Source organism: Citrobacter sp. FDAARGOS_156, from assembly GCF_001559235.2.
Classification (GTDB): domain Bacteria; phylum Pseudomonadota; class Gammaproteobacteria; order Enterobacterales; family Enterobacteriaceae; genus Citrobacter; species Citrobacter youngae.
In genome coordinates this window covers 3,506,457-3,525,387 of the sequence record NZ_CP014030.2, presented here as the reverse complement: position 1 = coordinate 3,525,387, position 18,931 = coordinate 3,506,457, and the positions used below count along the sequence as shown (strand labels likewise).

Here is an 18,931-nt window from a genome sequence, read left to right as displayed (position 1 = left end):
TCATTTTCTGCGATGCAATGTGGTAACTTTGCGCATTATTCTTCACTCAGGAGCGCATTATCCATGGAACGCACGCACCGCATCGATCTGAAGTTACTGCGTTATTTTCTTGCCGTCGCAGAAGAACTGCATTTTGGACGCGCTGCTGCTCGCCTGAATATGTCGCAACCGCCGCTCAGTACGCATATCAAAGAGCTGGAACAGCAGCTCGGCACGTTGCTATTTATCCGTCATTCCCGCAGCGTGGCGTTAACCCACGCCGGAAAAATTTTGATGGAAGAATCGCGCAGACTGTTATCCAGTGCTAATCAGGCGCTGGCACGAGTGGAACAGATTGGTCGCGGTGAGGCAGGGCGAATTGAGCTTGGCGTCATTGGTACCGCAATGTGGGGAAAAATGCGTCCGGTGATGCGGCGTTTTCTGAAGGAAAATCCCAACGTTGAGGTGCAGTTTCGCGAGAACATGCCTGCCATGCAGATGACGATGCTGGAAAGACGTGAACTGGATGCGGGAATTTGGCGCATGGCTACTGAACCTTCTCCCGGATTTACCAGCCTGCGCTTACATGAATCCTCATTTTTGGTGGCCATGCCGGAAGAACATGCTCTTACCGCCTGTGAATCCGTACCGCTGGAAGCGTTGAGAAATGAATATTTTGTCACGATGCCCTCCATTCATACCGACTGGGCATTTTTACAGCGCGTTTGCCTGAGCGCCGGATTTTCACCGATGATTATTCGTGAGGTGAGGGAGCCGCAAACGGTGCTGGCGATGATTAGCATGGGGATTGGGATTACGCTTGATGACTGACAGTGATGTATGGATCAAACGGAGTAACCGGAAACAACCGGGAGTTCGTGGGAACAAGCGGGAGGAAACCTTGAGTGGCAAGGCTTAAAGGTAGGTAAAGCTAGTCAACTGTTAGAAAACCACCCAATATGACAATTTTAGATCGTTCGACATCAAAGCTAAAAAAGTGTCATGTATAGTTAGATCGTACCGCCGACTATTTAATGGGATTTAAATTCGGCTTAAAACGTTATCACATGGAGGCTCAAAACAAAGCTAGCCAATTGACATAATAATCAGCCAGCCTTGTTTTGCGTGCTTACATTCGACGCAGGGCTATCCTTTTCAACGGAATTACATTGTCCGAAAATCTCTTTCTGTCGGACCGGATTTGAATCAGATAACTCAAGCACCGCAGGCATCAGCATCTTTAAGCCACCAGTGATAAATATTTCCATAACAGCTTCACGCTGGGCCTCAGTCATACCCTGATAAATCATCATCCAGAGTGCTTGCTTCTCATCATTTGCTAAGCCACTTTTTGTTTTTAAATCATCAGCTTCCATAGATGGCTGTCCTTTGTTGCTATACCCAAGATAACTTTGGGTCCGTGCAGGCAATATCGATATATGGTATTCCGTGGCTTTACTCCCTCCTCGTTTTCGTCGCACTCCATCCAGCCCCTCAGCGAGTTTTTCTAACTGCTTACGCACATTAGATACTCCACTTGGGAATCCAGGCATCCCCGCACACTCTTGAGCCGTAAACCAAGTTTGTACATCCATCATCATCTCCTATTATCGATTTTTTATGACCCATGAAAAATTCGATTCGATTTTTTTAAGCATGAAATTATGCTTTCATCAAAATCAAAGACTTACATTCAATCTAATAAAGTTTAATCAAACCAACAAAAGATCGATAAAAAGATTGAATTCGATTTTTTGTATGCTATATTTTTACACGTAGAGGTGAACAGTTTGGTTCACCGCAACGAGTAAATATTTAAGGATCGCAGAATGATGACCAAAAGCCAAGACTGGCACCCGGAAGACATCAAAGCAGCGATTAGAAAGCGCGGAATGACGACCAGTCAGTTATCCCGTTGTCATGGATTAGCGGAATCAACATTACGTAACGTATTCCGTCACCACTGGCCTAAAGGGGAAAAAATTATTGCTGACTTTCTCAACATGAAGCCATCCGAGATATGGCCTTCGCGTTATCAGAATCTGACTGCTAAAGAGGTCGCATAATGGAGTTTTGGGTATCAGTGAAAGAATGCGTTGGCGTCTGTGGTTTCCCACAGGCTGAGTCTAATGCCCGGAAAAAACTTGAGGATCTGGTTTGCGGTCGCAGTGAGCTACGCCGCAAACGTGCCGGCACCAAAGCATTTGAATACCACATATCAGTATTGCCACCAGAAGTTCGTGCTGAATTGCTGGCAACTCGTGGGTTGATTGAAACCTCATCCGGACTCATTACTTTGCCGCAAGAGCCTGAACGTGTGGCTGCTGACGACCTTGAACGTCAGCGTCTCTGGTCAGCCTGGGAGAAAGCAACAGGCGAACAGCGACTGCATGCAGAGCGTCGCACGAAAGCTGCTGCTCTGGTGGCTGAGCTGATGGCATCAGGTGTTGGCAACCGCAAAGCTATTACCCTTGCTGCCAAGCAACTGCAAATCAGTGAAGGAACGCTGCGCAATCTGTACTACAAAGTGAAGGACTTCAGCCCCGACCTCTGGGGACCGGTACTGCTGGATCGCCGGGTTCGTGAAAAACGCGTTACGGGACGTTCGGCTGAAATCTCTGATGATGCCTGGCAATTCTTCCTGGGCGATTACCTGCGCAACGAAGCACCGTTTTTCTCCAAATGCTATGAACGGCTGGAAATCGCCGCAGAAACACATGGCTGGACCATACCGGCTGAACGTACCCTGCGTCGTAAGCTGGAGCGTGAAGTTGATCCGCGTATTGTCGTTGCCACCCGTGAAGGTGAAAACGCCCTGGCGCAGATGCATCCATCTCAACAGCGCACCGTCGCGCAGCTGCATGCGATGGAATGGATTAACGGTGACGGTTATCAGCACAACGTGTTTGTCCGCTGGTTTAACGGTGAAATCATCCGCCCTAAAACATGGTTCTGGCAGGACGTCCACAGCCGCAAAATTGTCGGCTGGCGGGCTGATGTATCAGAAAACAGCGACAGTATCCGCCTGTCACTCATGGATACACTGAAAACCTACGGGAAACCCCAACACATCACGATAGACAACACCCGTGCAGCGGCGAACAAATGGTTGTCTGGTGGCGTTCCTAACCGCTATCGGTTCAAAGTACGTGAAGATGACCCGATGGGGATCATCCCTCTGCTGGGTATCAAGCTGCACTGGACTGGCGTTATCGGTGGTAAAGGCTGGGGCCAGGCTAAACCCGTAGAACGTGCCTTTGGTGTGGGTGGTCTGGGTGAATACATTGATAAACACCCGGCTCTGGCTGGCGCATTTGCCGGTGAAAATGTCAGTTCCAAACCAGAAAACTACGGCAGCCGCGCCGTTGATGTTGAGACCTTTATGGAAATTATCAGTGAAGGCGTCGCCATGTTTAACAGGAAAACCCAGCGTAAAACGGAAATGTGCCGGGGTGAACTGTCCTTCGATCAGGCTTTTGAACAAAGCTACAGCCAGGCTGTGATCACCCGTTTAACTGAAGAACAAATCCGCCAGTTCATGCTGCCGGCAGAGTCGGTTCGCGTGAAACCAACCGGAGAATTCACGATGGAAAGCGGCGGCTCACTGTTTGGCCGCAAGAACACCTACTGGAGTGAGCAACTTGTCAGCCATCGCTCCCGCAAAATTACAGTCCGTTTTGACCCGCGTAACCTTCACAGTGAAGTGGCCTGTTACGACCTTGATGGCCGCTTCCTCTGTATGGCGGAATGCCGCGCCGCAGTGGCGTTTGGTGATACTGAAGCTGGTCGTGAACACAACCGCGCCCGCCGTGAAATGATGCGCAGCACCAAAAAAGCAGCGAAGGCGCTGAACCGTATGACAGCGATAGAAGTTAATGACCTGCTACCGAAGACAGAGCATGCGGAGTTGCCGGAACGTCATGTTGTTGAGCGTGTATTCAATATGGGTAATACCGTCAGACGAGTGGAGGAAATACAGGACACGCAAACCGAGAATGATGTGATTTTTCAGACGTTCGTTAATAAAGCGAAACAGTCGCAGAAATAAAAAAGCGACGTTGCGAGCGCCGCTTTGAATGAAGTGAATCAGTTTTAACACCTGATTAAGTACAGGCCATTTGAAAAATACAGGATTAATAATCATGACGCAAATTAACCATGATGTTGTGCGTAGTGCCATTCGTGAATTAATTGACAGCAAGGCGATTTCAGGTGCAGCTCTGGCACGTGAAACCGGCACCTCAACGGCTACGGTTTCTCAGTTTCTGAACGGGAAATATAAGGGCGATAACGATACGGTTGCCGCCAGCCTGAATACCTGGCTGGAAAGCCACACAGCCGCGAAAACCTCGCTGCCAGTGGCTCCGGATTTCGTTGAAACACCGACCTCACAAAAAATTCTCGCCACCCTGACGTGGGCGCAACTGGCCGGAACGATTGTGCTGGTTTACGGCAATCCGGGCGTCGGTAAAACAAAAGCCATCAGACAGTATGCAGCGACAGGCAACAACGTCTGGCATATCACCGCCAGTAAGTCCCGCAGCAACGAACTGGAAACGCTGTACGAACTGGCGCTGAAGATGGGGATTGCTGATGCACCATACCGTCGCGGCGCATTGTCCCGTCTGTTACGCCAGCGTCTGCCGGATACGCGTGGTCTGATCGTCGTGGATGAAGCTGACTGGCTGAGTCTGGATGCCGTTGAAGAGTTGCGAATTCTCCAGGAGGAATGCGGCGTTGGTCTGGCGCTGGTCGGAAACCATAAAGTCTACGACCGCCTGACAGGTGGACAGCGCAGTGTGGACTTCGCCCGTCTGTTCTCCCGCGTCTCTAAAAAGTACGTCATCAACACCGTATCAGCCGGTGATGTGGACAGTTTTTGTGATGCCTGGCAGGTGTGCGGACAGGAGGAACGGAAACTGTTGAAGATGATCGCCCGTCGTCCCGGTGCTCTCCGTTCTCTGTCTCACATCCTCCCGCTGGCGGGAATTTACGCACAGGGCAAGGGTGAGACCATCGGCACGTCACACATCCAGTCTGCGATGCTGGAACTGGGTCACAGCAATCTGAACGAGGAATAACACCATGATTACTGAACGTATTGCAGAACACATCAGCATGGCAGAGGCGGCGCAGAACTGGCTTCGCTCCCGTGGTAGCCGTGTCACTGACGTTCGGGTTTTCATGCGTCGCCCGTTACTGGAGATTGTCTGCCCACCAACAGAGCTGGTGCGTAGTGCATCCCGTATATCGGAAACACACAACGGCGGCACCCGCTCCGTCTGGGTAGCCAGTCTGGAAGGTTGCCGGGTTATCTGGAGGTAAGTATGGGCTGGAGTACGGGGAGAGCATGGTCACGCGAAGAACTCCTTATTCTGGAACAGAACGCGGGAAAGGTAAGTGTAAGCGGTCTGGCGCTGCAACTGGGGCGCTCTAAACAGTCAGTGCAGAATTGCGCCATTCGGCAGGGTCTTTCGCTGCGCATCAGAGCAGGAAATGATGACGACGCATATTTGTGTCGTGAGCTTTACAGGGAGGGGCTGACCATCTCGGTTATCGCCGAAAAAATGGAAATGTCCCGTAGTCAGGTGTTTAACATTATTTATAGAGGCAGTTAACGGAGGTATGAGATGGCTAAACAGGTAATCACCATTATCCTCGAAGATGATGCGGTAATTAAGGACGGGGAAATGGTTAAAACCAGTGAGAACTCAGGAAAACTCGCTATCAGTTTTCACCTTAACAACGCCAATGATGATGGTTCATTTTCGTATCTGGTTGCGGAAGGACTGTCAGCTATTTTTCCAATGGCTATCCAGCAGGTCACTGAATTTGCAAAACAGAAAGTTGATCTGGATAACCGTAAAATTATTAAACACTGAGGTTTATATGAAAGCACCCAAAAAGCCCCGCGCAAAATCAGCTGCTGCTGTTGCCGTTCCTCAATGCCGCGATGACGTAATCAGCGATATCCGCAAGATCGGCGATGTTACCCGTGTCATTCTGCGTCGTGAAACGGAACTGAATGACAAAATAGCGGCCCTGACAAATGATGTTGCGCCCGGCATTGAAGCGCTTAAAAAAGAGCTTGCGCGTTTGCAGGCTGGCGTTCAGACATGGTGTGAAGCCAACCGTGCTGAGCTGACGAAAGACGGCAAGACCAAGACCGCTAACCTGACAACGGGTGAGGTTCGCTGGCGTAAACGACCACCCAGCGGCACCATTCGCAAAGTTGAAGATGTTATTGCGTTACTCAAGAAATTCAGCCTGGGTAAATTTCTTCGCAATAAAGAGGAAATTAATAAAGAGGCAATTCTTGCATCACCGAATGAAGTTAAGGGAATTGCAGGGATATCCATTAAATCAGATGTTGAGGATTTTGAAATAATCCCATTTGAGCAAACTGTAACTGATTAATTAACTTTCTTTGATTCTCAGAATTTTAATACGGCATGCCTGCCGGGGCTTCGTGCACCCGCAGGCAACTAAATATGGAGTTTAAGCGAATGACCAGGCATACGATTATCAATATCCAGCAGATACGTGACGATATCTGCAAACGTAAAGCAATGCCGCCATTTGGCCCCGATACCAGTATTAATCGTCTTAAAACTATCAATGAGACCCAGCGCAGTTTCACTCCTGAAGTCGTGGAATTGTTGCTGGGTGAAATAGACGTCCTGTCAAAATCAGAATGGACACTGGCGGATGAACTGGTCAAGGCCCAAAAACGCATAGCAGAACTGGAGGCGCGTGCATTCAATCCCGCAATTTTGGATGTTATAGCCGAACGCCATCGGCAACAATCGGTTGAAGGATGGACTCCTGAGCATGACAACGCATATCAAAATAGCGAATTAGCAGATGCAGCGGCTTGTTACGCAATTCATGCGCACAACCAAGGCTTCTCCACTCCAGCGTATTGGCCGTGGTCGCCTGACTGGTGGAAGCAATCAGGAGCACGCCGCGACCTGGTAAAAGCAGGCGCGTTAATTCTGGCAGAAATTGAACGCATTGACCGCGCCGCTGGCATTGGCGTGAAGGGGGAATGAGATGGCAAAGTCACCAATGAAACTCATGCTGCGGGCATGGAACAAAGAGCTTAAAAATCCAGAATGGGGCATGGGCAATAGTAAACACCGCAAAGCCTGCGCTCGTGATTTTGCCGGAGCCAGCATAGAAACCGATGCTGATATCCCTAATCAGACCGAGGCAGATGACCGCCTGGCAGAAGAACTTACTTACTGGACGGACTAACCCATGACAACTAACAAACTAACAGACGAGCAGCGTTGGTGTCCTGACGTTGACCCTATCACGCGCTATCCATTATTCATGTGGATTAGCCACCCGGAGCTTGGTTACGTTCCTACCTATGGAGGTCCGTATGACAGCTACACCCTGACTGAACGTGACGAAAACGGAGAATTTTTCCGTCATCGATATGACCATGACCGTGGTGGCTGGGTTGAAGATGAGTATGTCGGGCTTATTGTTGTGGAGGATTGGCTACCAAAAGACCAGGTAGAGCTTGACGAATATGTGCGGGATAACCCCACGGTAGAGCTACAGGAACGCCGCAACGCTGATAGCGCTGAGACAATTTACCAATGGCGTGAGACTTTTAAAGACGACTCGCTATGGGATGACTGCACAAAAGCTCAGTATGACGGTTTCGCAAAAAAAACGGATTGTGAAGTACGCATTCTCTACACCGCCCATCCAGCGCCAGTGGACCTTAACAGGGGATAAGTTTATGAGCCGTGCCAATCTGATCAAACTAATTCATGTTGCCCGTCGCAAGCTACAACTGGACGATGATACTTACCGTTCAGTGCTTCATCGCGTAACGGGAAAGCAAAGTTGTCGTGATCTGAAAGTCGGCCAACTGGAGGATGTACTGAAGGTACTGGAGGATAAGGGTTTCAGACGTACCCGCCCCCGTTCTCCGGCTCGCCGTCATCGTGAAACAGATATCACCGCAAAGGTCCGCAGCATCTGGCGGCAGATGCATCTTGATGGGTTTATCCGTGATGGCAGCGATACCGCACTGGATACGTTCGTCGCGAAGATGACTGTCAGAACCAACAAAGGTAAAGGTATCGCCAGCCTGGCATGGTGCCGTGGCGATACTCTTTTGATGGTGCTGGAAAGCCTCAAACAATGGCATCTGAGAGAAATGACAGAAGCGCTGAGTCCCCGCGACCTGGCATTTCAGGATAATCGGGGTTATGACGCCATCAACAACCTGTATTCCAGTAAAGTAAGAAAGGTGCGAACATGAGCGAAAAGCAAAATGACCTGTTTGGTGATATACAGGATGACAGCATTCTGGAGCACCTGGACGATGACAGTTCGGCGGAAACTGTGCGTTTTCCTGCACTACTGACAGAACTGAACACGCTGCTGCGTGGTGAGTTGACAAAGCATGGCGTTGACCCACGAATCTCTCTGGAGCTGGTTTATGCGATTAGCTGTCAGATTGGCGGTATGCAGATTTATTTCCCACGCGGCCAGACTCTTGAGTCGCTGATTCGTGATATGAAAATCTGGCGTGATTTCAATGGCAGAAACATCACAGAGTTGGTTGAGCGTTACCGTGTTACCTATAAAACGGTGTATAAAGCAATCCGGAGAATGCGAAAGTTAGAGCAAGGTAAGAGGCAGCTCTCATTTAATATGGAGTGATAATATGGTTGGTGTGATTGTTATTAATATAGTTTGTATTATATGCGTTTTTTGGGTTTTCTTTGATGCAACTTCTAACAACATAGGAAGTTATGTTGTTAGAGACGGTGTGCGAAAAGGATGTCGCAGAGGCATACACCCTGTGGTTTGGGCTGCGCTAAGTATATTTATACTTCCTTTTATTTGGTATCTGATCAACAGGAAATCTTTATTGGTCGCTGCGGAAGAATATCCAGTAAAGACTGATAAAAGTGTAAGTTTTATTATTCTACTTTTGTTGGTTTCAGGATGGTTGCTCTATCGCTACAAAGATTATTTATTCTATTAGGCCATAGCCAATACAATGAAGCCGGTTAATCCGGCTTTTTTTTCGCCCGGCACATGATGGAAGGGAAATCTAACCCACTTCCAAAGGTGCCGTTTTATGAACAACACCCCCGATTCTCCCGCATTTCGCAATGCTCTTGCTTTCGTGCTCAGTGCAGAACGCGGATATGTCAACGACCCCACTGACCGTGGCGGTGAAACCAACTACGGTATATCAGATAAACGTGACGGTGTTGCCGATGGCATGACCGACGTTAATGGCGATGGCAAGCCTGATACCCGTATTCGTGATTTAACGGTTGAACAGGCCGGACAGATTTACTTCCGTGACTACTGGTATCCCGCGTATTGCCAGTTTTGGCCGGATGATATCGCCCTGTTTATCTTTGACTCTGCCGTTCAGCATGGCGTCAAAAAGGCTGTCCAGTTGCTTCAGGAAGCTGCCGGTTTCACCGGCAAAAGCGTTGACGGTATCGCTGGTAAAAACACCCGCGCAGCCGTTGAGCGTGCTGACCCTGACTGGCTGCTGAACCGGCTGCTTCTGCGTCGTTCCCGCTATTACGCCGACATCATCAAATCAAACCCTTCACAGGGCAAGTTCCTCAACGGCTGGTTTAACCGCCTGGACAACCTCGCTGACGCCTGTCGTGAGATTTCCGGTGTCCACTATTCGGTAGCCCGGAGCTGATATGGGCAAGGGATGGGACACTTCGCTGAAGCAGGGACGACGTGACCGGCTGCGGCAGGAAGTTCTTCACCGAATGGCCGGTGGCCCCGTCCCCGTTCCGACAAGTTATGCAGGTCATGACGGTACACACGCCAGTTACTACATGCGCGGCTGGTCATCCGTCGATATCAGAGACATCGTCTGGCAATGCCAGCGATACAAGGAAAAACATAATGTTTAAATCGTTTAGCTGCGACTGGTTAAAGCTGGCGCGGGTACAGGTTTTGCGCTCCGGATGGAGCATTGTCATTCTCGTCGGCCTGTCGCTGTTCATCTGTAGTTTCACAGGCCGCCAGGCATTTATGGTCTGGTGGCTGGCGCTCTCTGGTGTGGTCCTGGTCGGACTCAGCATCTTTCTCGGCAATCTTCCGTACAGGCTTCTTAAACCTGAAATGCATATCAGCCGGCATGCCCGTTTCTGGGCGTGGGTTATCTGGGTTGTAGGCGTTTTTCTTCTCATTCTGAGCCAGCTATATGCCATCCCGTTATACCTGATTTTTCTTTCACCAGTGGGTGCTGCAATCGGCGTTCTTTTCTGTATGTGGGTTGAACGTAAGGGGCTTCTTGCATGGATCCAGTGACCATCTCTACCGTTGCCAGCGTTCTGATGAAGGCCGGACCGTCGTTACTGCGTACCGTGGGCGGCTGGTTCGGTGGCGACACCGCCAGAACGGCAGATTCTGTGGCGGGGATCGTTGAGAACGTCAACAGCGTCATAAACCCGCAGGACCAGCAGCGGGTGCTTGAGCAGAAACTGGCGGCGTTGCAGCCAGAACAGTTCGTTCAGCTTCAGTCCCTGAAAGTCCAGATTGAGCAATTCCAGCTTGAGCGGGACAAAGCCGTACTGGCTGACCGTCAGGCTGCTCACCATGAACAACAGGAAACCATCCGTAACGGGGACAACGCCACGGATGAATATGTCCGTCAGACCAGACCGCTGATGGCCAGACTGTCGCTCTACAGCAGCATTGTGTATGTGATGCTGATGTCAGTGGGTCAGCAGGCTGGCGCGATATCCGGTGCTTTTGGTCATGCCTTCTCCATGCCATCACCGGACTGGGATATCGCACTCATGCTGGCGACGCCGGCACTGGGGTATCTCGGTTTTCGTACCCTCGACGGATTCGCCCGGTACAGCAAATCCAGCAAACACAAAACGATGGTGGCGGGTAAATGACGGATGAACTGGATAAGGCCAGCGGCCTTGAGATGGCTGACCATGAACGGGCATTAAATGCCCTGTTAAACAGGGTTAAAGAATCTCCTGACACTCCCGGTCACTGCAACGACTGTGGTGAAGAAATTGACCCAAAACGACTGGCGGCCATGCCGGATGCAGTGACCTGCATTGACTGTCAGACACTCAGGGAGACGGCATAAATGGAGTGGGAAACCGTAAGAAGTAACTGGGCTGTCATCTGGGCCGGGCTGATGTCCGGTATCAATATTATCCACCTGCTGCTGGTGAAAACCTATGCCCGCCGGGAAGAGATGGAGAAAGTTAACAGCCGGATGAGTGCACTTGAAAAGGCCATCGACGGGATGCCGTCGCGACAGGAACTCCACCAGTTGCAACTGGATATGAGCAACCTGCGCGGCGAAATACGGGAGTTCTCCGGAATGCTCCGGCAGGCTACACGTATCAGCGATCTGTTGCTGGAAAACGAACTGAAGGAAAAAAATTAAGAGGCTATGAGCATGCAAGAAATCCTCAACAGCGACCAGCGTCTGGTCATTCTGCGCTCACTGGTGGAGTGCGGAGACAGTGCAAACGAATCCATTCTACAGACCTGCCTCCAGACCTACGGCCACCGGGTTTCCCGTGATACCGTCCGCACCCTCCTTGCGTGGTTACGTGAACAGGGACTCGTCACCCTGTCAGATGTCTCCGGGTGTTACGTTGCCGGCATCACCGGACGCGGTGAAGACGTGGCTTTCGGGCTGGCGACGGTCCCCGGCGTCAAAAAACCACGTGCGCGGGAGTAATTATGGAACGGGCCAGAATACTACAAATGTTAATGACCTGCCGCCAGCAGGCGGAACAGTTTCGCCGCCTGTCAGGTCTGGCGGAACGTCGGGAATCAGGTGAAATCAGCATGTCAGCAAATGCGATTTTTCAGGCCGCTGTGGTCATTGAATCCCTTATCAGTGCAAATGAAAAAGCACTGGAAGGCATTGCCCGGCTGGACCGTTCTGAAACCCAGCTTATCGGAGAGCGCGATCAGGTCATCGCCGCACTGGACAGCATGTATGAGGCTGTAACCGGTGCGCCCCCGGAGTGGAGCAGCGCATTTGGTTTTACGGATGCGATTAACGATGTGACAGAGCGTATTTTTGAACTGGAGAACATCAGCCATGACTAAAGCCCTTAAGCCACTGAGCAGCAGCCAGCGTGACATTATCCGGAAAATGGCCGCCATTCTCGTCTGTGCGGAAATTGAAGTCAGAGCCATTGCACCGCAGTTTGAAAAATCGACGGGTAAAAAATACAACTCCGAATCCGCTGATTCGTATCTGAACACATTCCTCAACAGCAACCCGGAATACAAACGCGTCTGGAAGCTGCTGCTGAAAGACAAATCCAGCCACGAGCGCGACTTCCTTGAACGTATGAGGAGGGAGAATGGCAAATGAACGCCAGACGCGCGGACGACCCTCAAAGATTGATTTGCTCCCGGATGCGGTCCGGGAGCAACTTCATCAGATGCTGCGCGACAAGCGACATACCCAGGAAGAAATCCGCGAAGCGATTAACGAGCTGATCAACGAATATAACCTTCCGGAGGACATGCAAATCAGTCGTACCGGTCTGAACCGCTACGCAAGCCGCATGGAAACGATGGGGTCAAAGATTCGCGCTTCACGCGAGATGGCTGAAATATGGGCATCAAAACTTGGCTCAGCGCCGACGTCTGACGTCGGAAAATTACTGCTGGAGTTTGTCAAAACACTGGCCTTTGAAACCTCAATGGAAATGGCTGACAGCGATAAAACTGTCGAACCAAAAGCGCTGGGCCAGCTTGCGCTTGTCGCCCAGCGACTGGAAGCTGCTGCGATGGCAAGCCACAAACGCGAGAAAGAGATCCAGCAGGAGTTTGCGAAAAAAGCCGCTGCGGCCGCAGAGACCATAACCCGTTCAGCTGGTTTGTCGGCTGAGACTGCTGCCGATATCAAACGCCAGATTCTGGGGATTGCAGAATGACGACGATGACGCCGGACAGAACACTCACCAGTCAGTCCGCTGCGGCTATCCTGTCGGGCGAGTTCGACAAAAGCCAGCTACTGCTTCCCTACCAGAAGCGGTGGATTGCTGACGCCTCTCAACTGAAGATTGCCGAGAAGTCGCGTCGTACCGGTCTGACCTGGGCGGAAGCGGCTGACGCGGCCCTCAACGGCTCAATGTCGGTGGAGGCTGGCGGGTGTGACACGTTCTACGTCGGCACAACGAAAGACATGGCCCGTGAGTTTATTGATGCCTGTGCCATGTGGGCGAAAGCCTATGACCGCGCCGCGTCTGGCATTGGTGAAGAAGTGCTGAAGGATGAAGACAAAGACATCCTGGTCTATGTCATCCAGTTCGCCAGTGGCTACAAAATTAAGGCGCTGTCGTCTAACCCGTCGAACCTGCGTGGTATGCAGGGTAACGTCATCATTGACGAGGCCGCATTCCAGGCTGACCTTGCAGCGGTACTCAAGGCGGCGCTGGCGCTGACAATGTGGGGGAATAATGTTCGCCTTATTTCCACTCACAACGGTATTGATAACCTGTTTAACACCATCATCACCGACAGCCGGGCCGGGAAAAAACGCTACTCTGTCCATCACGTCGATATTGAAACGGCCATTGCAGAGGGGCTATATCAGCGCATCTGTCAGGTTACAAAAAAAGTCTGGTCTGTGGAGGCCGAAGCGGAATGGCTGGCTAACCTGCTGAGCGACACGGCCACAGAGGAAGATGCCCGCGAGGAATACTACTGCGAGCCGAAGAACGGCGGTGGCGTCTATATCGCACGTTCCCTACGCGAACGTGCGGCCAGAGGTCCGACCGTTGTCCTGCGCTTCACCGGTACGGCTGATTTTAACGCGATGCCGGACGGACTGCGCCGTGTGGAAATGCAGGAATGGCTGGAGACGGTCGTACTACCCGAACTGGAGAAGCTGCCGCAGAACCTGCGCCACTGTCTGGGGGAAGACTTTGCGCGTAACGGTGACCTGACCGTGTTTGCGCCGGTGACAGTCAACGATGACACGACGCGCAACGTCCCGTTCCTGGTGGAACTCAGCAATGTGCCATTTAAACAGCAGGAACAGGCGCTGTTTTATATCTGTGATCGTCTTCCCCGCCGCGACGGCATCAAGCTCGATGCGCGGGGTAACGGTCAGTATCTGGCAGAACAGGCGGCGGAAAAATACGGTGATGAAGTTGAGCAGGTGCAGCTTTCCGTCAAATACTACCGGGAAAACATGCCACGGTTCCGTGCGGCATTCGAAGACAATGAGCTGGTACTGCCAAAGCATGAAGATGTGATCACCGACCTCGGCGCTATTCAGCTTTATCGCGGCGTACCGGGCATTGATGATGCACGAACTACCGGCACAGATGGCCGCAAGCGTCACGGTGACTCCGCTATCGCTATTTTTCTCGGTTTCCTCGCCAGTCGCGAGGACTGCCGGCGTTATGAAGTCCACAAGTTAAAGAAACCTTCCCGCCCCGATGAGCGTAATGAACACCGTCAGGTCCGCATCACACGGGGTCTTAAAAATCAGCGGGGATTACTCTGATGTTTAAACAACTAGCCGGACAACTAACCGGAGCCGTTCGCCGGCTGCTCAGTCCTGCCACGGGAGAAGTTGTCACCGTGAACAAGGACGAGCTTAAGCAGACGCAATCCGCAGCGGCGGTAATGAGTGTACGTTCCCCTTCGACAGGTATCAGCGTTGCCAGTACGCTGAGTCCCGGCAGGCTTGCGGGGATCTTACGTAATGCAGCCGATGGTCATGCGCGTGATTTCTTCATCATGGCGGAAGAACTGGAGGAACGTGACCTCCACTACGCCAGCGTTTTACGTACGCGCAAGCTGACGGTTTCCGGGATTGAACCTTCGGTGGAGGCCGGGAGCGATTCCCCGCGTGACGTGGAAATCGCAGATGATATCCGTAACCTCATGACGCAACCGCAGGTTCCCGAGCTGCTGTTCGATCTGCTGGACGGGCTTGGTAAAGGGGTTGGTGTCTGCGAAATCCTCTGGAATACCAGCACCACACACTGGAAACCCCGCGATTATGAATGGGTTGATCCGCGCTTTCTGATACCTGACCGGGAAACCCTGCGTGATTTCAGGCTACTGACGGACAGGAACCCTATTGATGGTGAGCCATTGTCGCCGGGGAAATTTATCGTCCATAAGCCCCGCCTGAAATCCGGCCTGCCCTTGCGTAACGGTCTGGCGCGTCTGGTGGCCGTCATGTATATGCTAAAGTCTTACACCGTCCGGGACTGGTGGGCGTTTGCTGAAAAATTTGGCATCCCGATTGTGGTGGGTAAATACGGCAACAATGCCAGCCCGGAACAAATCCAGACATTGCTGGATGCGATTGCATCACTGGCATCAGATGCCGGCTGCGCAATCCCCGATTCGATGAAACTGGAGATGCAGGAAGCGGCGAGCCGTAACAGCGGTGGCACTCTCTTTAAAGAGATGGCCGAATGGTGTGACGCGCAGATTAGTAAGGCCGTACTGGGGCAGACCATGACCACCGATGACGGCAGTTCACGTGCTCAGGCGGAAGTCCACAATGGTGTGCGTATGGACATCGCCAAATGGGATGCCTGGCAGTTATCCAACACGCTGTCTGAATTCCTTGTCCGTCCCTATGTGGATATGAATTACGGGCCACAGGAGCATTACCCCCGCGTCGTACTGCGCATCAGCAAACCGGAAGACCTTAAGGTACTGGTGGATGCACTGTCGCCACTGATTGACCGGGGTATGGAAGTTCAGATGTCAGAGATCCGTGACAAATTTGGGCTGTCTGAACCGGAGAAAGGCGCAAAAATTCTGACACCAACGGCGCAAATGACTAGCCCGCTACCGGCCATGAACCGTGAGCAGACCGCGCTTAACCGCAGCCAGCCTGACGTTCTTGATATGATGGTGGATGAGGCCATGAAGGACTGGCAGCGTACTGGCGATGCGTTCACCAGTCCGGTGCTTGCGCTGGCAAAGAAATCTGACAGCTTTGAATCTTTTCTTGCTGGCCTGCCGGCGCTTCAGAAAGAACTTGATGCGGATGAGTTTGCGACGCAGTTGGCGATGCTCTGTTTTAAAGCCCGGTCGCTGGGAGATGTAAACGATGGCTAAGCCGGTCGGCGATAAATACAGCATTATTCCCCAGGAAGCACTGGCCTGGCTGAAGGCGAAAAAGCTGAAGCCGGGATTTGATTACCGCGATGTCTGGATGGAAGAACACAGCATCGGCTTTACTGTGGCAAAGATGACGCAGCTTGATTTGCTGGCGGACGTTCGCCAGCTCGTGGAGGACGCGCTGGAGAACGGCCAGACCTTTGAGCAGTTTCGCGAAGTTCTTAAACCTCTGCTCGTCAAACGTGGATGGTGGGGACAGCAACTGATGGATGACCCACTGACCGGTGAAACCCGTACTGTCCAGCTCGGCAGTGACCGTCGGATGCGCGTTATCTACGACACCAACATGCGGACAGCCCGCGCGGCGGGTCAGTGGGAACGCATCCAGCGAACAAAGCGGGCGATGCCGTATCTTGTTTATACGCTGGGACCGTCACGGGAGCACCGGGCGGAGCATCTGAAATGGGCGAATATATGTCTACCGGTTGACCATCAGTTCTGGATAACACATATGGTGCCGAACGGCTGGGGTTGTAAATGCAATGTTCGTCAGGTCAGCCGCTATGAGTTTGAACAAATGAAGCAGAACGGCACCATCACGACAACTGCACCGGATGTCCGTTACGTGAAGTGGGTCAATAAGCGCACGGGCGAGGAAGAATCCATTCCAGAAGGGGTTGATCCCGGCTGGGCGTACAACCCCGGAATCTCCCGCAGTCGCGAGCTGGATGAACAGCTACGCAGAAAACAGGAAGTGTTTGACAGTTATTCATCACAAAGATAAAAACCATCCCACAACGCGCGTGGCGACATTAACGATTATTACGTCATAACGACACGTGAAAAAATCGTTAAACGCGCCACAGCGTTTTTAAACGTGTTTTAAACGCGGTTTCATGCCACGTTTACAGTGAAGCCGGTTAATCCACCTGAGTCCCCGTTTCCCCCCACACTGTCCGGAAGTAAACAACGTGACCGGACAACACCATGAACCCGAACAATACGGAACTGCTGGCGCTCTGCTTTCAGCTTCCTGACCTTACCGATGATGCATTGCCGGAATGGCTGCCGATGATACCGGCGGGAACCTTTACAGGGCGTGATGGGCGTTCGTGGGTGAACAACAATCCTGAAGCCATCATTCGTGCCTCGATGGCTTATCCAAAGCTCCCCTTTGATATCGAACACTCCACCGAACTGAAAGGCCCGAAAGGCGATGAAGCCCCGGCTTATGGCTGGATTGACGGCTATCGCGTCAGTGATGGCGTAGTGGAGGCGCACGTTGAATGGACTGATGACGGCGTGGCGCAGCTGCGCGGCAAGAAGTATCTCTATTACAGTCCGGCCTTTCGGTTCACAGCGGACGGTCAGGTTACCCGCCTGTCCAGCGCCGCGCTGACCAACAAACCCAACCTTGATTTACCCGCACTCAACTCCGAGGAAAACACGATGACCGTACCTGTCCAGATTGTGACAGTGCTTGGCCTCGCGGCCACTGCCACAGCAGACGACGCAGTAAAAGCCATTCAGCAGATTAAGACCGGCGAGCAGGTGGCGCTTAACCGTGCTGAGAATCCCGACCTGACGAAGTTCATTCCGGTTGAGACTCACCAGTTAGCACTTAACCGTGCGGAAAGCGCTGAAAGCAAACTCAATGATATTGCCATCAAAGAATCAGAAGCACTGGTGGACAGCGCCATCGAGGCGGGGAAAGTCGCACCGGCCAACCGCGAAATGTATCTCGCCACCTGCCGCTCTGAAGAAGGCCGCCAGCGCTTTGCTGAATTCGTGAAAGCAGCACCGGTCATTGTCAGCAAGACCACAACGACCAAAAAAGAAAGCACCGAAGGTCACACCTCGCTTTCTGACGAAGACCTCGCGATGTGCCGCCATATGGGCATCAGCGAAGAAGAATTCCTTTCCGTTCGTAAGCAGGAGAAATAATTCATGCAGGTATCCGCAGAAGTGTTGCATGCCCTGACCACCGCACTGAGCGCCGCCTTTACCAAAGGTGTTGGTCGGGTCAATCCGCAGTATCGATCCATCGCCACGGTCATCCCCAGTTCCGGCGCGTCTAACACTTATGGCTGGGTTGAAGACTTCCCGACCATCAAAGAATGGATCGGGGCGCGTCAACTGAAAGAACTGGCTCAGGCCGGGTATGTCATTACCAACAAGACCTGGGAAAACTCGGTCAAGGTCAAACGCGAAAAAATCGAGGACGATCAGATTGGTCAGTATTCCGTGATTGCTGAACAGCTTGGCCGCGATACCACGATTTTCCCGGACAAACTGTCGTTTGAGTTGCTGTGCAAAGGTTTCGATACGCTGTGCTGGGACGGTCAGTATTTCTTTGATACCGATCACCCTGTTGGTGCATCCACCAAATCGAACGTTGTGGGCGACCCGGAGACCGATACGGGTGAACCGTGGTTCCTGATTGATGCGACGCACGCGCTACTGCCCATCATTTACCAGGAGCGTCGTCCGTTTAACTTCATCGCCCTCGATGACCTCACCAGTGAGCGGGTGTTCCTTCAGAACGAATTCGCTTACGGGACCGATGGACGCAGCAACGTTGGCTTTGGTTTCTGGCAGACCTGCGTGGGGTCAAAAGCCGCACTGAACAAAGCGAACTATGAAGCCGCGGTCTCCGCAATGATGGGCATCACTGATTCTAACGACGAACCACTGGGCATGAATCCGACATTGCTGGTCGTCGGTAAGAACAACCGTGGCGCGGCCAAAGCGCTGATTGAAGCGGTTATGGCTGATGGTGGTGGTTCAAACATCTATTACAAGGATGTGGACTTGATGGTTTCACCTTTCATCAAAAAAGCGTGAC

29 protein-coding genes and 1 pseudogene are annotated in these 18,931 nt (G+C 51.9%); 29 read left to right on the top strand and 1 reads right to left on the bottom strand.

Annotated features, from left to right (window positions below; genetic code table 11):
- Positions 1-63 precede the first annotated feature (63 nt).
- Positions 64-801, top strand: a pseudogene (locus tag AL515_RS17390) (LysR family transcriptional regulator); the annotation flags it as partial.
- A gap of 284 nt (positions 802-1,085) precedes the next feature.
- Here AL515_RS17390 and AL515_RS17385 read toward each other — a convergent pair.
- Positions 1,086-1,580 carry a DNA-binding protein gene (locus tag AL515_RS17385; protein ID WP_082759588.1) on the bottom strand — a complete coding sequence of 165 codons (495 nt, stop codon included), beginning with the start codon at positions 1,578-1,580 and terminating at the stop codon, positions 1,086-1,088.
- 228 nt (positions 1,581-1,808) lie between these two features.
- Between AL515_RS17385 and AL515_RS17380 the strand changes: the two genes are divergently transcribed.
- The 28 genes from AL515_RS17380 to AL515_RS17245 all read left to right on the top strand — a co-directional run bounded on the left by AL515_RS17380 (position 1,809) and on the right by AL515_RS17245 (position 18,930).
- Positions 1,809-2,045 (top strand): helix-turn-helix domain-containing protein, encoded by a 237-nt coding sequence (locus tag AL515_RS17380; protein ID WP_061068293.1) that lies wholly within the window; start codon positions 1,809-1,811, stop codon positions 2,043-2,045.
- A complete protein-coding gene (locus AL515_RS17375; RefSeq protein WP_061068292.1) occupies positions 2,045-4,027 on the top strand; it encodes a transposase domain-containing protein in 1,983 nt (660 codons plus the stop codon). Before AL515_RS17380 ends, AL515_RS17375 begins: the two co-directional genes overlap by 1 nt.
- A gap of 94 nt (positions 4,028-4,121) precedes the next feature.
- Positions 4,122-5,060: an AAA family ATPase gene (locus AL515_RS17370; RefSeq protein WP_061068291.1), complete on the top strand. Its 939-nt coding sequence runs from the start codon at positions 4,122-4,124 to the stop codon at positions 5,058-5,060.
- Positions 5,061-5,064: 4 nt separating this feature from the next.
- On the top strand, positions 5,065-5,304 hold the full coding sequence (locus AL515_RS17365) for a hypothetical protein (RefSeq protein WP_061068290.1): 240 nt from the start codon (positions 5,065-5,067) through the stop codon (positions 5,302-5,304).
- Between the two features lie 2 nt (positions 5,305-5,306).
- Positions 5,307-5,597 carry a hypothetical protein gene (locus tag AL515_RS17360; RefSeq protein WP_061068289.1) on the top strand — a complete coding sequence of 97 codons (291 nt, stop codon included), beginning with the start codon at positions 5,307-5,309 and terminating at the stop codon, positions 5,595-5,597.
- Between the two features lie 12 nt (positions 5,598-5,609).
- Complete coding sequence (locus AL515_RS17355; RefSeq protein ID WP_061068288.1) at positions 5,610-5,861, top strand: hypothetical protein; 252 nt, start codon at positions 5,610-5,612, stop codon at positions 5,859-5,861.
- A gap of 7 nt (positions 5,862-5,868) precedes the next feature.
- Positions 5,869-6,396 carry a host-nuclease inhibitor Gam family protein gene (locus AL515_RS17350; protein ID WP_061068287.1) on the top strand — a complete coding sequence of 176 codons (528 nt, stop codon included), beginning with the start codon at positions 5,869-5,871 and terminating at the stop codon, positions 6,394-6,396.
- An 89-nt stretch (positions 6,397-6,485) separates the two neighbouring features.
- On the top strand, positions 6,486-7,031 hold the full coding sequence (locus tag AL515_RS17345; RefSeq protein ID WP_061068286.1) for a hypothetical protein: 546 nt from the start codon (positions 6,486-6,488) through the stop codon (positions 7,029-7,031).
- Between the two features lies 1 nt (position 7,032).
- Positions 7,033-7,236: a hypothetical protein gene (locus tag AL515_RS17340; RefSeq protein ID WP_061068285.1), complete on the top strand. Its 204-nt coding sequence runs from the start codon at positions 7,033-7,035 to the stop codon at positions 7,234-7,236.
- 3 nt (positions 7,237-7,239) lie between these two features.
- Positions 7,240-7,731 carry a hypothetical protein gene (locus AL515_RS24155; RefSeq protein ID WP_061068284.1) on the top strand — a complete coding sequence of 164 codons (492 nt, stop codon included), beginning with the start codon at positions 7,240-7,242 and terminating at the stop codon, positions 7,729-7,731.
- Positions 7,732-7,735: 4 nt separating this feature from the next.
- Entirely contained in the window at positions 7,736-8,263 is a 528-nt protein-coding gene (locus AL515_RS17330) for a gp16 family protein (protein ID WP_061068283.1), read from the top strand.
- Positions 8,260-8,667, top strand: coding sequence for a Mor transcription activator family protein (locus AL515_RS17325; protein ID WP_016239620.1), 408 nt, complete (start codon positions 8,260-8,262; stop codon positions 8,665-8,667). The genes AL515_RS17330 and AL515_RS17325 overlap by 4 nt, the downstream gene beginning before the upstream one ends.
- 4 nt (positions 8,668-8,671) lie before the next feature.
- Complete coding sequence (locus AL515_RS17320) at positions 8,672-8,995, top strand: hypothetical protein (protein WP_061068282.1); 324 nt, start codon at positions 8,672-8,674, stop codon at positions 8,993-8,995.
- Between the two features lie 96 nt (positions 8,996-9,091).
- The gene (locus tag AL515_RS17315; RefSeq protein ID WP_061068281.1) at positions 9,092-9,682 is read left to right on the top strand and encodes a glycoside hydrolase family 108 protein; all 591 of its coding nucleotides are present in this window, start codon (positions 9,092-9,094) and stop codon (positions 9,680-9,682) included.
- A 1-nt stretch (position 9,683) separates the two neighbouring features.
- Positions 9,684-9,902, top strand: coding sequence for a hypothetical protein (locus AL515_RS17310; protein WP_061068280.1), 219 nt, complete (start codon positions 9,684-9,686; stop codon positions 9,900-9,902).
- A complete protein-coding gene (locus AL515_RS17305; RefSeq protein ID WP_061068279.1) occupies positions 9,895-10,302 on the top strand; it encodes a hypothetical protein in 408 nt (135 codons plus the stop codon). The genes AL515_RS17310 and AL515_RS17305 overlap by 8 nt, the downstream gene beginning before the upstream one ends.
- Positions 10,290-10,898 (top strand): hypothetical protein, encoded by a 609-nt coding sequence (locus AL515_RS17300; RefSeq protein WP_061068278.1) that lies wholly within the window; start codon positions 10,290-10,292, stop codon positions 10,896-10,898. Before AL515_RS17305 ends, AL515_RS17300 begins: the two co-directional genes overlap by 13 nt.
- Positions 10,895-11,101 (top strand): TraR/DksA family transcriptional regulator, encoded by a 207-nt coding sequence (locus AL515_RS17295; protein ID WP_061068277.1) that lies wholly within the window; start codon positions 10,895-10,897, stop codon positions 11,099-11,101. The genes AL515_RS17300 and AL515_RS17295 overlap by 4 nt, the downstream gene beginning before the upstream one ends.
- A complete protein-coding gene (locus AL515_RS17290) occupies positions 11,102-11,407 on the top strand; it encodes a DUF2730 family protein (RefSeq protein ID WP_016239613.1) in 306 nt (101 codons plus the stop codon). It abuts the gene before it with no gap.
- Between the two features lie 12 nt (positions 11,408-11,419).
- Positions 11,420-11,707, top strand: a complete 288-nt coding sequence (locus tag AL515_RS17285; RefSeq protein WP_016239612.1) for a VpaChn25_0724 family phage protein — start codon at positions 11,420-11,422, stop codon at positions 11,705-11,707.
- 26 nt (positions 11,708-11,733) lie between these two features.
- On the top strand, positions 11,734-12,084 hold the full coding sequence (locus tag AL515_RS17280; RefSeq protein ID WP_225807916.1) for a hypothetical protein: 351 nt from the start codon (positions 11,734-11,736) through the stop codon (positions 12,082-12,084).
- Complete coding sequence (locus AL515_RS17275) at positions 12,077-12,355, top strand: hypothetical protein (protein ID WP_061068275.1); 279 nt, start codon at positions 12,077-12,079, stop codon at positions 12,353-12,355. Before AL515_RS17280 ends, AL515_RS17275 begins: the two co-directional genes overlap by 8 nt.
- Entirely contained in the window at positions 12,345-12,923 is a 579-nt protein-coding gene (locus AL515_RS17270; protein ID WP_061068274.1) for a DUF3486 family protein, read from the top strand. The genes AL515_RS17275 and AL515_RS17270 overlap by 11 nt, the downstream gene beginning before the upstream one ends.
- A complete protein-coding gene (locus AL515_RS17265) occupies positions 12,920-14,503 on the top strand; it encodes a terminase large subunit domain-containing protein (RefSeq protein ID WP_061068273.1) in 1,584 nt (527 codons plus the stop codon). The genes AL515_RS17270 and AL515_RS17265 overlap by 4 nt, the downstream gene beginning before the upstream one ends.
- Positions 14,503-16,083 (top strand): DUF935 domain-containing protein, encoded by a 1,581-nt coding sequence (locus tag AL515_RS17260; RefSeq protein ID WP_061068272.1) that lies wholly within the window; start codon positions 14,503-14,505, stop codon positions 16,081-16,083. Before AL515_RS17265 ends, AL515_RS17260 begins: the two co-directional genes overlap by 1 nt.
- Positions 16,076-16,870, top strand: coding sequence for a phage head morphogenesis protein (locus tag AL515_RS17255; RefSeq protein ID WP_061068271.1), 795 nt, complete (start codon positions 16,076-16,078; stop codon positions 16,868-16,870). The genes AL515_RS17260 and AL515_RS17255 overlap by 8 nt, the downstream gene beginning before the upstream one ends.
- 203 nt (positions 16,871-17,073) lie before the next feature.
- Positions 17,074-18,030 (top strand): phage protease, encoded by a 957-nt coding sequence (locus tag AL515_RS17250; RefSeq protein WP_061068270.1) that lies wholly within the window; start codon positions 17,074-17,076, stop codon positions 18,028-18,030.
- Positions 18,031-18,033: 3 nt separating this feature from the next.
- A complete protein-coding gene (locus AL515_RS17245; protein WP_061068269.1) occupies positions 18,034-18,930 on the top strand; it encodes a Mu-like prophage major head subunit gpT family protein in 897 nt (298 codons plus the stop codon).
- Position 18,931: the final 1 nt, after the last annotated feature.